Annotated in this window: 12 protein-coding genes and 1 tRNA gene; 4 read left to right on the forward strand and 9 right to left on the reverse strand. The window is 67.2% G+C overall.

Going from position 1 to position 13,244, the window contains the following annotated elements; all coding sequences use genetic code 11:
* The 3 genes from H149_RS20800 to H149_RS0112090 all read left to right on the forward strand — a co-directional run.
* The coding region (locus tag H149_RS20800; protein WP_020650020.1) for a transposase at positions 1-279 on the forward strand (279 nt) is incomplete at its 5' end.
* Between the two features lie 130 nt (positions 280-409).
* Entirely contained in the window at positions 410-1,213 is an 804-nt protein-coding gene (locus H149_RS0112085) for a hypothetical protein (RefSeq protein WP_020650021.1), read from the forward strand.
* A 277-nt stretch (positions 1,214-1,490) separates the two neighbouring features.
* A complete protein-coding gene (locus H149_RS0112090; RefSeq protein WP_154654772.1) occupies positions 1,491-3,206 on the forward strand; it encodes an amidohydrolase in 1,716 nt (571 codons plus the stop codon).
* Positions 3,207-3,540: 334 nt separating this feature from the next.
* On the opposite strand, the gene H149_RS0112095 is transcribed toward H149_RS0112090, so the two are convergent.
* Together H149_RS0112095 and H149_RS23215 are read right to left on the reverse strand one after the other, a co-directional pair.
* A tRNA-Arg gene (locus H149_RS0112095) sits at positions 3,541-3,617 on the reverse strand.
* Between the two features lie 133 nt (positions 3,618-3,750).
* Positions 3,751-4,800, reverse strand: a complete 1,050-nt coding sequence (locus H149_RS23215) for an AraC family transcriptional regulator (RefSeq protein WP_020650023.1) — start codon at positions 4,798-4,800, stop codon at positions 3,751-3,753.
* A 107-nt stretch (positions 4,801-4,907) separates the two neighbouring features.
* On the opposite strand from H149_RS23215, the gene H149_RS0112105 reads away from it, so the two are divergent.
* Positions 4,908-6,437, forward strand: coding sequence for a DUF2306 domain-containing protein (locus H149_RS0112105; RefSeq protein WP_020650024.1), 1,530 nt, complete (start codon positions 4,908-4,910; stop codon positions 6,435-6,437).
* Positions 6,438-6,570: 133 nt separating this feature from the next.
* On the opposite strand, the gene H149_RS0112110 is transcribed toward H149_RS0112105, so the two are convergent.
* The 7 genes from H149_RS0112110 to H149_RS0112140 form a co-directional block, all read right to left on the reverse strand.
* On the reverse strand, positions 6,571-7,356 hold the full coding sequence (locus H149_RS0112110) for a crotonase/enoyl-CoA hydratase family protein (protein ID WP_051101857.1): 786 nt from the start codon (positions 7,354-7,356) through the stop codon (positions 6,571-6,573).
* Positions 7,357-7,411: 55 nt separating this feature from the next.
* Positions 7,412-7,903, reverse strand: a complete 492-nt coding sequence (locus H149_RS0112115) for a DUF2147 domain-containing protein (protein WP_020650026.1) — start codon at positions 7,901-7,903, stop codon at positions 7,412-7,414.
* Positions 7,904-7,908: 5 nt separating this feature from the next.
* Positions 7,909-10,500 carry a TonB-dependent receptor gene (locus tag H149_RS0112120; protein ID WP_154654774.1) on the reverse strand — a complete coding sequence of 864 codons (2,592 nt, stop codon included), beginning with the start codon at positions 10,498-10,500 and terminating at the stop codon, positions 7,909-7,911.
* A gap of 65 nt (positions 10,501-10,565) precedes the next feature.
* Entirely contained in the window at positions 10,566-11,507 is a 942-nt protein-coding gene (locus H149_RS0112125; RefSeq protein WP_245540511.1) for an SDR family NAD(P)-dependent oxidoreductase, read from the reverse strand.
* Positions 11,508-11,553: 46 nt separating this feature from the next.
* Positions 11,554-12,138 carry a TetR/AcrR family transcriptional regulator gene (locus H149_RS20810; RefSeq protein ID WP_169518345.1) on the reverse strand — a complete coding sequence of 195 codons (585 nt, stop codon included), beginning with the start codon at positions 12,136-12,138 and terminating at the stop codon, positions 11,554-11,556.
* Positions 12,139-12,260: 122 nt separating this feature from the next.
* Positions 12,261-12,659 (reverse strand): OsmC family protein, encoded by a 399-nt coding sequence (locus tag H149_RS0112135; RefSeq protein ID WP_020650030.1) that lies wholly within the window; start codon positions 12,657-12,659, stop codon positions 12,261-12,263.
* A 27-nt stretch (positions 12,660-12,686) separates the two neighbouring features.
* Positions 12,687-13,238: an NADPH-dependent FMN reductase gene (locus tag H149_RS0112140; protein WP_020650031.1), complete on the reverse strand. Its 552-nt coding sequence runs from the start codon at positions 13,236-13,238 to the stop codon at positions 12,687-12,689.
* Positions 13,239-13,244: the final 6 nt, after the last annotated feature.

Consider the following 13,244-nt stretch of genomic DNA (forward strand, 5'->3'; position numbering starts at 1 on the left):
GCGCATGAGCGCCACATCGTCGGCTCGGGCCGCAAGGCCGTCGAGCATCCGGCCTTCACGGCCGTCAACATCGTGCTCGGCAATCTCAAGACCGCGATCACCGGCACCTATCACGCCTTCGATTTCGCCAAATATGGCCATCGCTATCTGGCCGAAGTCGCCTATCGCTTCAACCGTCGGTTCGATCTGTCCAGCATCCTCAGGCGCCTGATCCGCGCCGCCGCGCGGACCGCACCATGGCCTGATCCCAAGCTCAGGTTGGCTGCGATTCGCACCTAATCAGGTAGCGATTTGAATTGTCCCCGCGCGTTCACGCACATGCAATCGGCAGTTTTCTCTATGTGGCTCTGCAAAAGCCGTCTGCCGCGCTTTGCTAAAGTGCGCGCTCCATCCGTCTGACGTCGCATTCATGACCGCCCATCGGTGTCTTTTTCCGGCTCTGTTCGTCCTGACGGCGGCGCTGGGCGCCTGCAGCTCGCAGAACGACACGATCAGCACGCCGGTCGTGCGGCCGCCCAGCGTGGCCCCGGCCGGCATCTACGAAGGCACCTGGACCTCGACCGCGACCGGCGACAGCACGGCGGTGACCGCCTTCCTCGACAGCGACGAAACGATGATGGTGTTCGACGCCGACGGCGCGCTGATCGCCTCCGGCGTGTACGCGACGATCGAGGACGCGCGCAGCATCAGCTGGACGGCGCGCGTGTTCGAGCCGGTCACGAGTACCGACGCGACCACCGGCGAGACCACGACCAGCACCGCGATCACGACGCTGACCGCCGGCGGCAGCTATGCCGAGCAGGCCAGTCTGCTGCTGACCTTCACGCGTTCGGGCGGCGAGACCGGCACGCTGGCGCTGAACTACGACGAAGCGGCCTACGAATCGCGCTCCGACGTGTCGCTGATCCAGGGGCGCTGGGGCATGAAGGATGCCTACGGCGCGGCGACGATCAGCCTGAACGTCGACGCCGGCGGTGGCTTTTCCGGGTCCGACGAGAACAACTGCAGCTACAGCGGCCGATTTTCGATCATTACCCAGCAGTACAACCTCTACGGCGTGACGCTGACCAGCTCCTGCCCGGGCGACACCAGCTCGTCGACGACCTCCGGCCTGGCGACGCTGAAGGCGGCGACGACGACCAGCGCCAAAACGCTGATCTCGGTGTCCACCGCGCAGAAGGCCGCGGTGCTGCTCAAGCTCAAGCCGCTCTGAGCGGCGCCGCACCGAGGGCCGCGCGTCGCGCGCGCTCCACGCCGGCCATGCGCGCCACGCGCCCGTAGCTCCGCTGGGCAGAGCAGAGGCTTTCCAGGCCGATGCTCGCGATTTTCGCGGCAATCCGAACAGAAGCGCGGCACGGCGGGCGCACATGCGGGCACTTCCGCTTGGCGCGCGAGGGCGTTCATCCGCAGTCGATATAAGGGGCGCGCAAATCGGATACTCTCAGCGCGTTCACATAACAATTAATTATCAAGCACCTGCGGGGGATTAAATGCGCAAGGTCGACTCTGCTTTTCGTCCATGGCTGGTCTTGGCGCTTGCTCTGGCAGGGTGTAATGCGGTCACCCGGGAGGCGGGGCCGGACATCATCTTTCACGGTGGCCCCATCCTCACGATGGAAGGTGAGCAGCCGGCCTATGTCGAAGCCGTAGCTGTGAAGGACGGCAAGATCCTCTTCGCTGGCAGCGAACAGGAGGCCATGCGGCGGAAGGGCGCCAACACCGTCGTGAAGGACCTGGCCGGAAAGGCACTGCTGCCCGGCTTCATCGATCCGCACAGCCACTTCATCGACTCGCTCGCGTTGGCTGATCGCGTGAACGTCTCCGGCCCGCCGGTCGGCCCGGCCTCCAATCCGGACGAAATCGTTGCCGCACTGCAGGAGGGGGCGGCTGCCAAGCATTTGAAACCGGGCGAACTCCTGCTCGGTTGGGGTTATGACGAAAACTTGATGCCCGCGGGCCAGGTGCTTTCTCGTGCCATTCTCGACGAAGCCTTCCCGGACAATCCGGTGGGCGTCATCCATGTCTCGATGCACGGCGCGGTCATCAACTCGAAGGCGATGGAGCTCTACGGCTATCAGGATGGAATGCCGACGCCGGCGGGCGGAATCATCCTGCGCCAGCCGGGTACGCAGAATCTGCAGGGGCTCGTCATGGAGGCCGGCTATCTGCCGATGCACGCCAAGCTGCCGTCTCCGAATGCGGCGCAGGAAATGGCGGCCGCCCGCTCGGGACAGCTTCTCTATGCGGCGGCGGGCGTCACCACGGCCCAGGAGGGCGCCAGCACGCTCCAGATGGTGCAGCAGCTGCAGCGGATCGCGTCGCAAGGCGGCTTGATCATCGATGTCGTCGCCTATCCCTTCATCACGGAGCTTGATGCGATCCTGAAGGCCAATCCGCCCTCGACATTCGGACAGTACCGCAAGGGATTGAAGCTGGGCGGCTGCAAGGTCACCGTGGACGGTTCGCCGCAAGGCAAGACGGCTTGGTTCACCACCCCCTATCGCACCGGCGGCCCCGGCGGTGAAAAGGATTGGAAGGGCGAGCCCAGCATCCCGGTCGATGCCATCCGCGCCATGGTGAAGACCTGCTATGACAACAATCTGCAAGTGCTGATGCACGGCAACGGCGACGCGGCGATCGACTTTCTGATCGCCACCCACAAGCAGATGGCCGGAGCCGATCTCGCCAAGGACCGGCGCACGGTCTGCATTCACTGCCAGTTTATCCGGCCGGATCAGATCGCTGACTTCGCGAAGCTGAAAATCATCCCGGCGCTGTTCACCGATCACACTTTCTTTTTCGGCGATACGCACGTCGCCAATCGCGGGCCGGAGCAAGCGGCCTTCATCAGCCCGATGAAAGCCGCGATCGACGCAGGCCTGCGCCCCACCAACCACACCGATGCATTCGTCGTCCCCATCGATCAGATGATGACCGTGTGGACGGCGGTGAACCGGCAACTGCGTTCCGGCGGCGTGCTCGGGCCGGATCAGCGCATCACGCCCTACCAGGCATTGCAAGCAATCACGAGCAACGCTGCCTACCAATATCGGGAAGAAGCGACCAAGGGGTCGATCGCGCCGGGCAAGCAGGCGGACCTCGTGATCCTTTCCGCCGATCCCACCAAGATTGCGCCCCAGGCCATCAAGGACATCAAGGTGATCGAGACGATAAAGGGCGGGAAAACCATTTACCCGCAGCCCTGACGGTTCTGGCCAGGCTGGCACGGGATCGTCCCGGCGTGATCGTGGAGTTTCCGGGCGCGATGGGTTCGCCGAGCGGGTTTGCGATTTCACCCGCCGCCTAGCCACGGCCGAACCGGTGCTCACGCCGGAGAAAGTCGGGAAGCGCGCCGCGCTGCTGCGCGCTGAGTTGCACACGGATTGCCCGACGTGCGCCGGGCCGATACCCGCTTGCCGCACCGATTCGCGTGGACGATCGGGAATCCGCATCGGCGGCGCCCAAGCCATCCTGGCCCGAAGCGCCGCAGCGGGGGCGTGGCTGCAACCGCGTCCGCAGTGCTCTCTCGTTGTTCGGGAATGGCGCGCCCGGAGGGAATCGAACCCCCAACCCCGGACTTAGAAGGTCCGTGCTCTATCCAGTTGAGCTACGGGCGCGTCGGCGCGGAATTCTACGCGAGGTGTCGCGCCAGGTCTTCGGTCTGCAGAGGCGTAGCGCATGAGCATCTGCAGGATCCTGCAGCCGCCGCGACACGCCGAACACGGCGCTTCGGTCGGCGACGCGCGAGCTTCAAGGGCCTGTACTCGGCTTGGCGGTGGCGTTGAGCGCGCCGCTCTGCAGCTGCGAGCGGCGCAACTGTTCGGGCGTGGCGTTAAACCAACGCCGGCAGGATCGGTTCAGGGCACTCTGGTTCGCATAGCCCAGCAGGCCCGTCACCTGTGTCAGCAGCATTTCGGGTTGAGACAGGTGCGCTTCGGCAAGCCGACGCCGCTCTGCGTCGACGATGCCCGCAAGGGTCAATCCGCGTTCGGCGAGGCGTCGTTGCAGGGTTCTGGGATGGTGCCCAAGCGAACTGGCGACCGTGCCGATGCTGCAGTGCCCGGTAGGGAGCAGTCGCCGGACCACGTTCCGCACCTGGCCGTCGAGGGTGGTTCTCGTCCGACCGTGGTGGGCTTCGAGATATTCGGCGGCGATGGCGGCGGTCTCACGGTCTGCGCCGGCGACCCGCCGCTGCATCAACGACACCTCTATGTCGACGGCGCACAGGTTCTGCTCGAACCACACTTCGCAGCCGAAAGCCGCTTCGTACGTCTGCAGACTGGCCAGCCGAGCGTGGGGGAAACATATCCTTGCTGCTCGGACGTTCTCGCCGGTCAGCATGCGCGCGATCCGGGTGCCGTTGCCCATCAGCATCTCGAGAAACTGGCGCGAACGGACGATCGATGCATCGATGATCGAGATGCGCAGGCGCACCGCGCTGCGGGTGCCTCCCGCTTCGAGCGTGATCCGTACGCCGGGAGCTACGACATGCATGTAGTGGGCGACGGCCTGGAAGGCGTCATGCACCGTCGCGGCGTTGCGCACCAGGACGGCTACCGGGCCTAGCATCGCGATGCCTTGCAGCTTTGACAGTTGAATCCCGAAATCCGCGCAGTCAAGGTGCTGTGCGCAATGCTCCAGCAGGGCGATGCCCTTGTTGAAGGGGACGAACTGGTCGGCTTTGGCGGCCATGTTCACGGGCAGCTGGAATCGCCGCAGGAGATCATTCGGCTTGCCGCCCAGCGAGGTCACCAGAGCATCGAAGCCGGAAAAGACGCTGCAGCGCAGCAGGTAATCCATGGACGGAAGCGGTGTCGCGAAATGATAAAGAAGTGTCACGGAAAGATAATTGATGCGCAATGCCTGACCGTAGACTCCAGCCATCACCGACGGTCGGGAGTCTCCGCATGAAGGCAGCAGCACAGCAAGGGTTCTCATCTCGCACCGTGGCCGCTTGGCGTGCCGCGAATCTTCTCTGGGTCGTCGCGGGACTCATCCTGGTCGGCTACGGGCTGCTCGCCTTCAATGCCGGCACCAAGGTCTCGCCGCTCAATAACGACGGATCACAGTCGCTGGCCCGGGTCGAGCACATCATCGAGCAGGCCGATCGCGGCGTGGCGATGCAGGACAGCGAAGAGGCGCGAGCCGTCATCCCGTTCTGGATGAATCTGATCGCCCGCATCGAATCGAGCCAGTACGTTCACGGCAGCGACAGCCTCATGGAGGCCGAACGTCACTATTACGCGATGGCCGAAAAGAAGCGCCATGTTCTGAGCACGCACATGCTGTTGGGGGTGGTGCTGATGGCGACGGGCTTCCTGCAGTTCTGGCCTGCGTTCCGCCGTAAGCACAGGACCGCCCATCGCATCCTGGGCGTGGTCTATGGTCTGACTGCGGTCACGTCGATGAGCATGAGCAGCTACTACCTTCTCCACACCGAGGTCGCGGATGTCTACAGCCAGTTCGCGTTCTTCTCGGGGCTCTGGGCGCTCGTGGTGCTGTCCCTGTTCAGCCTCTCCATGGCGACGTGGTCCCTGCTAAGGCGCGATATCGCAGCGCACCTGGGATGGCAGGCACTCGCGTTCGGATGCTTTCTGACGGCCCCGACCCAGCGCATTCTCTGGATCTCGCTTTCTCCGTTCTCCGGCGGTGCGACCTTCAACGAGGTCAACATTGCGGTCAACGTGTTGCTCCTGCCGTTGTCGTTTTTCATTGGCTATGTCCTGTTCGTCGCCAATCGGAATTCTTCTCCGGCGAAGCCGGCTGCGGCGACCCTGTCGGCCGCGCCCGCTTGGCAACGTTGGACGTTGATCGCCCTGGCGCTTGGCATGGGAGTGCTCTCGGCGAGCCTGCTTCTGACGAACGGCCTGTCCGGCTCGAGCATCACAAAGAGCGTCGCGATGGCGTCCGCGGCACAGGCGCATGACGCGTCGGCGTTGGGGCCTCTGGGCCTGCTGGCGTTTGCCTGCCTCATCGCGACGATGATTGCCGGCATTCGTTTGCTCGCGTCCCCGAAGGGTGTCTCGGCCGGAACCAGGGCGACGATCGCTTCGGGCTTGCTGGCGTCAATGGCCCTGCTGGCGCTCGGCTATTCGATCGGCATGCCGTCCCACGCGCACTCCGTCGCAGGCTCCGCCTATACCTTCAATGGCTTGCTGATGCTCGTCGTGGTGGCATGGGGGGCTTACTACGTTCGAGCCAATGATCCCGGGAAAGCTCGCGAAATCTGCTGGTTCATCGTGCTGCTGAGCATGAGTCCGGCACTGACCTATGCCTTCATGTACTTCTTCGACGCCATCGACCTCGTTCCGTCACCGTTCGACGAGAAAGGCCACGGCTACCAGCTCGCGGCTGCCCTCGGCCTCATTCTGCCCACGATCGCGGCGCATCTGCGGGCCGTGTACTCGCAGGAGACCCGTCGCTACGCGGTCAATTGAAAGTGGGAGATCCGCGCCGCTTCGAGTCAATCAGCAATAGCGGCGACGCCGGCGCCGGGGGTTCTGCTTTTCACGTCGCGGCGCGCTAGTCCCGCCGGCTCCATTTTCTCTCGCCGCAGCGGCGGCATGCGCTTCAGAACTCGCCGTGACGGCCGCTGCCGTCGCGGAAGCGGCCGGCGCCAGCCCGCGTCTCGCCGCTGCCAAGCGTGCGCAGGCCGTGCGCGAACTCGTTGGCGATCGCCGCCGGCTCGTCGAGCCCCCATTGCTCGTAGGCGCTGTGCCGATCGCCGCGCAGGCAAGTCTGCGGAAAGGCGCTGAGCTGCGCGGCGAGTTGTAGCGCCGCCGCTTCGGCCTGGCCGGCGGCGACCACGCGATTGGCGAGCCCGATCGCCAGCGCTTCCGGTGCGTCGACCGGGCGGCCGGTGAGGATCAGGTCCATGGCCCGCGACATGCCGATCAGGCGTGGCAGGCGCACGCTGCCGCCGTCGATCAGCGGCACGCCGAAGCGGCGGCAGAAGACGCCGAACACGGCGCTTTCGTCGGCGACGCGCAGATCGCACCAGCACGCGAGTTCGAGTCCGCCAGCGACGCAGTAGCCGGATACCGCAGCGATCACCGGCTTGCTCAGGCGCAGACGGGTCGGGCCCATCGGCCCGTCGCCATCGGCGTCGAGCCGGTTCATGCGCGCCGCATCGCCGCTGGCGACGGCCTTCAGGTCGGCTCCCGCGCAGAAGTGCGCGCCTGCGCCGGCGAGCACGGCGACGTCGAACGCGGCATCGGCGTCGAAGGCGCGGAACGCATCGGCGAGCGCCTGCGCGGTCGGGCGGTCGACGCAGTTGCGCACGGCGGGGCGATCGATGCGGATCAGCAGCACCCGGCCGTGGACTTCGCGGGTGACGGTGGACGGGGATGCGGACATGGGCGCGGCGCCGGCGACGGAAGGTGCCGCAGTTTGCCGCCGCGCGCGGTCTTCGTCAGCGGGGCGCCGGCGCGTGCGGGCCGTCGGCCGCGGCGGCCGGCGCGCGCCGCCAGGTACGCGACTGGCCGAACGCACGCAGGCCACGATAGGCGTGCAGTTCCAGCGTGTCGCCGTGCACGCGGATTTCGGCGTTGGCGGTGACGCCCTGGGTGAGCCCGTCGCGCAGGTCCATCACGGTGCCGCCGCTCCAGCTGCCGTCGGCGCCGCGCAGGTTCCAGAGAAAGCGCAGGCCGGTGAGCGGCCGGCCGCGCAGCTCGCCGCCGCAGCCGGCGCAGACCGGCGCCAGCGCTGCGCCGTGGCGATCGACGATGCGGACGACACGACCGGCGACGGTCTCGCCTTCGCGATACAGCTCGACGACGGTGGTCGTGCCGGCCTCCGGTTCCTCGGCAAGCCAGCGGCCGAGCACGGCGTCGTCCGGCATGCCGGCGAAGGCCCGGCCGGCGCCGAGCAGCAACAGGAGAACGGCCAGCGAGCGTCGTTTCATGACGCTCAACGGTATCGGTAGACGAGGTCGATGCCAAACGCGCGCGGATCGCCCCAGACCACGGCACGGTCGGCGTGCGGCAGGTTGTCGACAGCGGTCAGCGGGTATTCCTTGTCGGCGAGGTTGCGGCCCCACAGCGACACGTCGAGCGCGCTGCCGGCACCGAGCCGCAGCTCGCCGGCGGTGAGCCGCGCGTTCCACACGCCGTAGCCGTCGATCGCGGTCAGGCCGCGCTTGTCCTCGGTGATGACGAAGCCCTGGCGGTCGCCGGTGTACTGGTAGTTCACGTAGGCGCGCAGATTGCCCCAGCCGCGCTGCAGGAAGGTCCAGTCGATGGTGCCGACGCCCGAATGGCGCGGCGCGGCGATGAACGGATAGAGATTGGCGACGTTGTTGCCGTTGATGTCGATGACTTCCTCGACCTTGGCGTCCAGGTAAGCGTACTGCAGCGAGACGATCAGGCCGGGCAGCGCGACCACGGCGCTGTCGAGTTCGACGCCGCGCATGCGCGCGCGGCCAGCGTTGCGCGCCTTGGTGTCGGAGATCGTGCCGGGGATCATGAAGTTGGTCTGCATGTCGCGGTAACGGCTGTCGAACAGCGCCGTGTTCAGGCGCAGGCGCCGCTGCAGCCATTCGCTCTTCAGACCCAGTTCGATCGAGCGCACTTCTTCGGGCTTGAAGCCCTCGACGAAGCCGAAGCCGTAGTTGGTGCCGTCCGACGCCGCGCCGGAGGCGGCCGAGATCTGTGGATCGCGCGTGTTGAAGCCGCCGCTCTTGTAGGCGGTCGCGTAGGAGGCGTAGGCGGTCGCGTTCCGCCTGAGGTCGTACTGCAGGTTGAAGCTCGGCGAGAAGTTGCTGTCCTTGCGCGAGGCCTGCACGTTGTCGAAGGTATCGGTGCCGCCGAGCACGAAGGACGGCACCGGCACCGCGGCGAGGCCGATCCCGAGCAGCTGCGCCTCGATGTATTGCTTCTGCACGAAGTCCTTGCGCGCCCAGCGTTCATCCCAGGACTGGCGCAGGCCGAGCGTCAGGCGCAGGCGCTGGTCGAACCATTCCGGCGCCCAGGTGAACTGGCCGAACAGCGCGGTTGCCGAATTGTCGATCGCGTAGTCGTAATCCCAGAACGCGGCGAGTCCCGGCAGCGCCGCGTCGCGCAGCAGCTCGCGCAGTGACGGGACGAGATCGAGGATGGCATTGAGCTGCGAGGGGTCGAGCTTGGTGTTGAAGATGTGATGCGTCGGTCCGCCGTGCTCGCCGCCCTGCTCGGTGAAGTAGTAGGCGCCGACGATGAAGTCCACATCGCTGAACAGCTTGCCGCTGAGCTGGAGCTCGTGCGACCACTGGTCCTGATAGGTGCGCGGGATCACCAGCGGCGTCGGCTCGCCACCGCCGGCGACGATGCCGGCCGGGCCATCATAGGCGTTGGTGTCGACGCGATAGCCGGTCGAACCGCCGCCGCCGCCGAGATCCGGATACTGATCGTCGGTCAGCTTGCGGTAGGCGCCGATGTACTTGAGATCGAGCTGCTCGGCCAGCGGCGAGGTGAGCACCAGGGCGTGGCCCTGCGTCTTCGAATGCGAGGCTTCGAGCGGCGCGCCGGTGGCCAGGTGGTCGAGACGCCGCGACGAGTAGACCGTCTGCGACTGCGCATACGGCTTGAAGAAGTCCGCCATGCCGTGCGGCGTGTTCGACGGAATCACCGCCTGGAACATCGCGTTCCAGTATTCGAGATCGGTGCGATCGTAGGTGTAGTCGGCGGTCAGCCAGTCGGCGGCGAGCCAGCGCGCGTCCAGGCGCGCCGCCCATTCGCGGCGGTCGCCGAAGTCGCCGCCGGGGCCGGTGTTCTCGACGAAGCCATCGCTGCGGCTGCCGAGCGCGGCGATCTTCACCGCCAGGCTGTCGCTGAGCGGAATGTTGAGCGAGCTCTTGGCGCGCAGCAGATTGCGCGAGCCGTAGGTGAGCTGCTGCTGCATCGAAAAACCTTCGAACGAAGGCCGGCGCGTCACCATGTTGACGGCGCCGCCGGTGGTGTTGCGGCCGTACAGCGTGCCCTGCGGGCCGCGCAGCACTTCGACGCGCTCGAGGTCGGCGAGTTCCAGCGCCAGTCCGGCCGAGCGCGCGAGATAGACGCCGTCGAGGTAGATGCCGACCGCCGGGTCCTGCGTGACCTGCGAATCGGTGATGCCGACGCCGCGGATCGTGATGCGCAGCGTGCTGCTCGACAGCGGATGCGGCTCGATGACCATGCTCGGCACGTTGGCGGCGAGGTCCTGCACGCCCTGAATGCCGCGCTGCGCGAGCTTGTCGGCATTGAAGGCTTCCATTGAGATCGGCGTTTCCTGCACCGAGGCGACGCGGCGCTGCGCAGTGACGATCACTTCCTCGAGCGCGGTGTTCGCGGCCGGCGGCTCGGGCGTCGGCGCCGGCTCGGGAGCGTCCGGCAACGGAATCGTCGCCAGCAGCTCGGGCGCTTGCGTCGCGCCGGCGTCGGCGACCTCGGCCGCATCGGTTTCGGCTGTCGCACCGGCGCTTTGCGCGAGCGCGATGCTCGTCGGCAAGGCCAGAAGGACCGTCAGCCATCGGCTGTGCTTGGACATCATGCTCCCCCTCTATTTTATGAACCGCTTGCGGCCGCGCTCTGGCGCGGTCCGTACCGCAATCGCTACAAGTTCCAGCGCAGCCCGGTCAGCGCTTCCGAGTGCTGCCACAGGCGAGTGGCCAGCGCGGCGTCGCGCGCCGCCGGGCCGAGCGGCGACACGCCCACGGGGCCGAAACTCTCGAACAGCCAGCGCGGACCGACGAAGCTGCCGGGCGTGAAGCGCGCGCCGGTGGCGACGGCGACGATCGGTTCGGCGCCGCGTTCCGGCGACTGGCCGACATAGCGCAGGCCGAAGCTCAGGCCGGCCGTCGCCAGACGCTGCCAGGCGTTGTCCTGGCTCGAGCGCGCGCGGTTGTGGCCGATCTGCGTGCGGCAGACGCCGGGATGCGCGGCGTAGCTGGCGATGCGCCGGCGGCCGGCATCGAGCCGCCGCTGCAGTTCGAGCGCGAACAGCAGGCAGGCGAGCTTGGCCTGCTGATAGGCGACGATCGGCTCGTAGGCCTGCGCGAAGGTGAGATCGTCGAAGTGCAGTTGTGCGCGGCGCTGCACGAGGCTGGAGATCGAGATCACGCGTGCCGCCTCGGCCTGCTCGAGCAGCGGCCACAGCGCGTGCGTCAGGCGGAAGTGTCCGAGATGCGCGATCGCGAAGGTCAGCTCGTGGCCTTCCGGCGACAGCCGGCGGCGCGCCGGCGGGTAGATGCCGGCGTTGTTGACGAGCACGTCGACCGGCTCGCCGCGCGCGCGCAGGCGCTGTGCGAAGGCCGCGACGCTGTCCGGATCGGCGAGATCCAGCGTCTCGGCCTGCAGGCGCGCATCGGCCGGCCCGCCGGCGGCGAGCGCCGCGACGGCACGCGCCGCGCCCTCGCGGTTCAGGTCGGCGATCGTGACGTGGTAGCCGAGGGCGCGAAAGCGCGCGGCGCAGCCCAGGCCCAGGCCGCTGGCGCCTCCGGTGATGACAACGTGCTTCTTCTCCATGCCCTCAACGATACGGTACGTATCGTACACATCGGCATCCCGCAAACGGACGAGGGTGGGCGGGCCTGCCGTGTGCTCAGGCCGGACGCGCGCGCCGCGGGCGGACGCCGTCGAGCAGCAGGCGCACGAGCTTGCGGATCCAGTCCTCGCTCAAGGCGTCGAAGAGAAAGTACAGGCGGATCGAGATCGCGCCCTGAATGACGTCGATCAGCAGTTCGGCGTCGCTGTCGTCCGGCAGTTCGCCGCGCGCGATCGCCTGCTGGATGACGTGGCGCAGCGGCGCGCGGCGGCGCTCGTTGACCTCGACCAGCAGTGCCGACAGCGCCGGATTGTTGATGCACTCGGCGACCAGCATCGGCAACACGCCGCGCAGCGGCGACTCCTGCATGATCTTCGAGAACTGGCGGAACAGCGCGATCAGGTCCGCTTCGAGCGCGCCGTGGCTTTCGGGGATGGCGATCGGCAGTTGCATGAAGACCGCGAGCACCAGGTGCTCCTTGGTCTTCCAGCGCCGATAGATCGTGGTCTTGCTGGCGCGCGCGACGGCGGCGACGCGATCGATGGTCAGGGCCGAATAGCCGCCTTCGTGGAGGAGTTGCAGGGTCGCGCGGAGAATCGCTTGTTCGGCCGCGACGCCGCGCGCGCGAGGGTTCGTGGACATGCTGCTCGATGCCATGCGGGAACCGGCATTCTAGGCGGCGCCGCGCCGAAGCGGGATCGTGTTGCCGGCGCGTGCTTGCGCGCGGCGACTGCGGGTGCCGGTCCGATGGGCGGCAGCGGACCTCAGCCGCGCCGCGTGCTGATCGGCGCGCCCTGCTTGACGGTCAGCGTCACCGGCGTCTTCTCGGCGATGGCGAGCAGCTTGTCCCACTGCTCGTCACTGAGTGTCGCATCGCTGTGCAGGCTGCGCTCGATCTGCGTGTTGCCGTCGCGATCCTTCAGCAGCGTCAGCTCGACCCGGAGCTCGCCGATATTCCAGCCTTTCTTCTCGGCATACATGCGCAGCGTGATCGCGGTGCAGGCGCCGAGCCCGGACAGGAACAGCTCGTACGGTGCCGGACCGGCGTCGAGGCCGCCGTGCTCGGTCGGCTCGTCGGCGAGCAGCGCGTGGCGGCCGGCCTGGATCTCGTGCCGGTAGTTCGGTCCGTCGGAGCGGACGTGGGCGTTGGCGATCGGTTTCATCGGCGATGGTCCGTGCAGGTGCGCGCGTCAGCCGCGCACGAAAGTGGCGTAGGCATGCAGGAAGTCGGCGAGTTGCCGGCGCAGGTTTTCGTCATTCAGCTCGCCGTCGGCGCCGAACACCTGGTGCGCGCGCGACACCATCAGGCGTCCGCCCGCCCAGTGCCGCACGCCGAGCGTGCGCAGCACCGGCAGCCAGCCATTCTGCGCGAGGATGGTGCCGAAGCCGCCGGGCGAGGCGCCGACCAGGGCCACGGCGCGCCCGCCGAACACGGCGCTGATGTCGCTCGCCGGCCGCGACAGCCAGTCGATCGCATTCTTGAAGACGCCCGGCACGCCGTTGTTGTACTCGGGCGTCGCCAGCAGCAGGGCATCGCAGGCCTGCACGCGCTGCTTGAGCGCCGTGACCGCTGGCGGCAGGCCCTCACGCTGCTCGAGGTCGCCGTCGTAGAGCGGGATGCCGTGCAGCGTCGCCAGCTCGATCTGTATGTCGTCGCCGGCCAGTTTCTGCGCGGCGCGCAGCAGCGCGGTGTTGTACGACTGCGCGCGCAGGCTGCCGGAGATGCCGAGGATCCTGATCATGTCTGC

Origin of the sequence: Solimonas variicoloris DSM 15731, assembly GCF_000382285.1 — a bacterium.
Classification (GTDB): domain Bacteria; phylum Pseudomonadota; class Gammaproteobacteria; order Nevskiales; family Nevskiaceae; genus Solimonas; species Solimonas variicoloris.

What these genes read in the sequence shown, in the direction of transcription:
- H149_RS0112085 (WP_020650021.1), top strand. Translation starts at nt 410, where the DNA reads ATGACCGCCCATCGGTGTCTTTTTCCGGCTCTGTTCGTCCTGACGGCG.
- H149_RS0112110 (WP_051101857.1), bottom strand. Translation starts at nt 7,356, where the DNA reads ATGTCCGCATCCCCGTCCACCGTCACCCGCGAAGTCCACGGCCGGGTG.
- H149_RS0112135 (WP_020650030.1), bottom strand. Translation starts at nt 12,659, where the DNA reads ATGAAACCGATCGCCAACGCCCACGTCCGCTCCGACGGACCGAACTAC.
- H149_RS0112090 (WP_154654772.1), top strand. Translation starts at nt 1,491, where the DNA reads ATGCGCAAGGTCGACTCTGCTTTTCGTCCATGGCTGGTCTTGGCGCTT.
- H149_RS0112140 (WP_020650031.1), bottom strand. Translation starts at nt 13,238, where the DNA reads ATGATCAGGATCCTCGGCATCTCCGGCAGCCTGCGCGCGCAGTCGTAC.
- H149_RS23215 (WP_020650023.1), bottom strand. Translation starts at nt 4,800, where the DNA reads ATGGATTACCTGCTGCGCTGCAGCGTCTTTTCCGGCTTCGATGCTCTG.
- H149_RS20810 (WP_169518345.1), bottom strand. Translation starts at nt 12,138, where the DNA reads ATGTCCACGAACCCTCGCGCGCGCGGCGTCGCGGCCGAACAAGCGATT.
- H149_RS0112105 (WP_020650024.1), top strand. Translation starts at nt 4,908, where the DNA reads ATGAAGGCAGCAGCACAGCAAGGGTTCTCATCTCGCACCGTGGCCGCT.
- H149_RS0112115 (WP_020650026.1), bottom strand. Translation starts at nt 7,903, where the DNA reads ATGAAACGACGCTCGCTGGCCGTTCTCCTGTTGCTGCTCGGCGCCGGC.
- H149_RS0112120 (WP_154654774.1), bottom strand. Translation starts at nt 10,500, where the DNA reads ATGTCCAAGCACAGCCGATGGCTGACGGTCCTTCTGGCCTTGCCGACG.